The following is a 3,185-nucleotide window of genomic DNA, read 5'->3' as shown; positions in this document are numbered from 1 at the left end:
ACCGGCTGCCGGGACACCCCCAGATGACCCGCCAGCTCACTCTCCACCAGATGCTGACCCGGCTGGAGGGCACGGGTGGTGATGAGTTCGAGCAGCGCCTCGTACACGCGATCACGCAGTGGGCCGGGACGTTCCAGCTTCGGTACGGCTCCCTGCGGCAGACCTGTCGACAACATCGCGGTCCCCCTCCTCGGCGGCGGACACCCGCGGACACCGCCGGACACCCCTGACTCGTTGCCTTTTGTCTACAGTCTACGGCGCACAGGGGCCAGGTAAACCCGGCGTCGCCCCCGTCACACCCCGTACGTCACGGGCAGCGGACGACCTGCCCGGCGTAGGACAGGTTCCCGCCGAAGCCGAACAGCAGCACCGGGTCCCCGGTCGAGATCTCGCCCTGCTCGACCAGTTTGGAGAACGCGAGGGGAATGCTGGCCGCGGACGTGTTCCCGGACTCGGTGACGTCACGGGCCACCACGGCGTTGACCGCGCCGATCTTCTGCGCGAGCGGCTCGATGATCCGCAGGTTCGCCTGGTGCAGCACGACCGCGGCGAGGTCCTCGGGGGTGAGCCCGGCGCGTTCGCAGGCCTGCCGGGCCAGCGCCGGCAGCTTCGTGGTCGCCCACCGGTAGACGCTCTGCCCCTCCTGCGCGAACCGGGCCGGCTCGCCCTCGATCCGCACGGCGTGCCCCATCTCCGGCACCGACCCCCACAGCACCGGCGAGATACCGGGCACCTCGGCCCCTTCGACGACCGCCGCACCCGCCCCGTCCCCCACGAGGACACACGTGGTGCGGTCGCTCCAGTCGGTCACGGCGGACATCTTGTCGGCGCCGATCACCAGCGCTCGGGTCGCCGCACCGGCCCGGACGGTGTGGTCGGCGGTGGCCAGCGCATGGGTGAAACCGGCGCACACCACGTTGACGTCCATCGCGGCGGGCGAGGGGATGCCGAGCCGGGCCGCGACCCGGGCGGCCATGTTCGGGGACCGGTCGACGGCGGTCGAGGTGGCGACCAGGACCAGGTCGATGTCGGCGGGCGTGAGTCCGGCCGCGGCCAGCGCCTTGGCGGCGGCGTGCGCGGCGAGCTCGTCGACCGGCTCGTCCGGGCCGGCGATGTGACGGGTCCGGATGCCCACCCGGGACCTGATCCACTCGTCGCTGGTGTCGACCAGACCCGCCAGATCCTCGTTGGTGAGCACCTTGGCGGGCTGGTAGTGGCCGACTGCGGCGATCCGCGAGCCGTTCATGGAGGGTCCCCCTCGTTGCCTTGGGTAGCGGGATCCACCAGTCTGATCAGTGACTCACGGGTACGCGGGCACGTAAGGCCACAGGAAACGGGCGCCCGAGTTGTCGGCTTCCCTCACCCCTCGGACGTCCGAACACCTGCCGAACAGTTACTTGGTGAACAGCTGCGTGGCCTTCTGCACGAGCTCGTAGAGCCCGTAGACGAGCGGTGTGCCCACCCACACCCAGGCCAGGGCGATGAGGGGGCGCCGGTCAGGCGGACTCTGACTGCTGTCGGGCTGTGACATCGGCGGCCTCCCTCGGTGCGGGGATGTGGTGACGGGCACTGACGGGGCGGACCAGCTCGTTGGCGACGAAGCCGACGACGAGCAGCCCGATCATGATCATGAAGGAGAGGCTGTAGAGGTCGGAGCCGCTCTTGCCCGCGTCCTCCTGCCGGTCGGCGATCCAGTTCACGATCAGCGGTCCGAGGACCCCGGCCGTGGACCAGGCGGTCAGCAGCCGGCCGTGGATGGCGCCGACCTGGTAGGCGCCGAAGAGGTCCTTCAGATAGGCGGGTATGGTCGCGAAACCGCCGCCGTAGAAGGACAGGATCACCAGCGCGCACAGGATGAACAGCGGCTTCGAGGAGTCGCCGAACAGGGCGATGAGCCCGTACATCACCGCACCCACGCCCAGGTAGACGCGGTAGATGTTCTTCCGTCCGATCAGGTCGGACGTCGACGACCAGCCGATGCGGCCCGCCATGTTGGCGGCCGACAGCAGCGCGACGAAGCCGGCCGCGGCCGACACCGAGACCGGGGTCGAGGTCTCCTTGAAGAAGTCGGTGATCATCGGGGCGGCCTTCTCCAGGATGCCGATGCCCGCGGTGACGTTCATGCAGAGCACGATCCACAGACACCAGAACTGGGGCGTGCGCACGGCGTTGCGCGCCGAGACCTGCGGGCCGTCGAAGGCGCTGGGCGCGCTCTCGACCGGCTTCTCGCTGCGCGGCACGCGCACCAGCAGGACTCCGAGGAGCATGAAGACGGCGTACGACAGCCCGTGCACGAGGAACGCGAGCGCGATCCCGGAGCTGTCGGAGCCGAAGGACTCCAGCATCTGCGCCGACCAGGGCGAGGCGATGAGCGCGCCGCCGCCGAAACCCATGATGGCGATGCCGGTGGCCATGCCGGGCCGGTCCGGGAACCACTTGATCAGGGTGGAGACCGGTGAGATGTAGCCGATGCCGAGGCCGATGCCGCCGACGAAGCCGTAGCCGAGGACGATCAGCCAGTACTGCTCGGTGGCCGCCCCCAGCGCGGACAGCAGGAAGCCGGACGAGAAGCAGATCAGCGCCACCGTCATCGCCCAGCGCGGCCCGTTGCGCTCCACCAGCGTGCCGCCGAACGCGGCGGACAGGCCGAGCATCACGATGCCGAGCTGGAAGGGCAGGGCGCTCTGCGTGCCGCTGAGACCGAGCGCGGACTCGAGCGGCGGCTTGAACACCGACCAGGCGTACGCCTGTCCGATGGAGAGATGGACCGAGAGAGCGGCCGGGGGGACGAGCCAGCGGCTCCAGCCCGGGGGCGCGACAGGGGGACTCATGATCCCGAACGGTAGGAACAATCAGGTTAGTTGAAAAGGCGGCACGTCGACCGTATGCGATGAGCGGTATCCCGGACGCGACGAACGGTCGAACCGGCCGGTTTCCGGGACGGATTTCGGCAGGCGCACGGCGGGTACCTGTGTGCGCACTGCTGAGTGGGCTGTGGCCTCACGCTCCCTGTGCAGGACAATGAGATCGTGAAGGTCACCGCCCCGCTGGACGGGCCGGCGACCAGGGCAGCCTCCGCAGCAAGGGCCGTTTCGGCTACCAGCACGTACGGACAGAACCGGGACTGAGACACATATGGGACGAGTCACGGAACGACGCAAGGTGATCCGCATCCGCGACGGGGC

Annotated in this window: 4 protein-coding genes and 1 pseudogene; 1 reads left to right on the top strand and 4 read right to left on the bottom strand. The window is 69.4% G+C overall.

Annotation, left to right across the window (positions count from 1 at the left end; genetic code table 11):
* The 4 genes from H293_RS61875 to H293_RS0146380 all read right to left on the bottom strand — a co-directional run.
* Window positions 1–176: GntR family transcriptional regulator (locus H293_RS61875; RefSeq protein ID WP_033416694.1), on the bottom strand; the 176-nt coding region annotated here is incomplete at its 3' end.
* 131 nt (window positions 177–307) lie between these two features.
* On the bottom strand, window positions 308–1,246 hold the full coding sequence (locus tag H293_RS0146390) for a beta-ketoacyl-ACP synthase III (RefSeq protein WP_020124585.1): 939 nt from the start codon (window positions 1,244–1,246) through the stop codon (window positions 308–310).
* A 147-nt stretch (window positions 1,247–1,393) separates the two neighbouring features.
* Entirely contained in the window at window positions 1,394–1,531 is a 138-nt protein-coding gene (locus H293_RS59585) for an MFS transporter small subunit (protein ID WP_020124584.1), read from the bottom strand.
* A complete protein-coding gene (locus H293_RS0146380; RefSeq protein ID WP_020124583.1) occupies window positions 1,497–2,831 on the bottom strand; it encodes an OFA family MFS transporter in 1,335 nt (444 codons plus the stop codon). Before H293_RS0146380 ends, H293_RS59585 begins: the two co-directional genes overlap by 35 nt.
* A 141-nt stretch (window positions 2,832–2,972) precedes the next feature.
* On the opposite strand from H293_RS0146380, the pseudogene H293_RS61095 reads away from it, so the two are divergent.
* Window positions 2,973–3,166, top strand: a pseudogene (locus H293_RS61095) (hypothetical protein); the annotation flags it as partial.
* Between the last annotated feature and the right edge of the window lie 19 nt (window positions 3,167–3,185).

Source organism: Streptomyces canus 299MFChir4.1 (assembly GCF_000383615.1).
Classification (GTDB): domain Bacteria; phylum Actinomycetota; class Actinomycetes; order Streptomycetales; family Streptomycetaceae; genus Streptomyces; species Streptomyces canus_C.
This window is presented reverse-complemented; position numbering and strand designations above follow the sequence as displayed.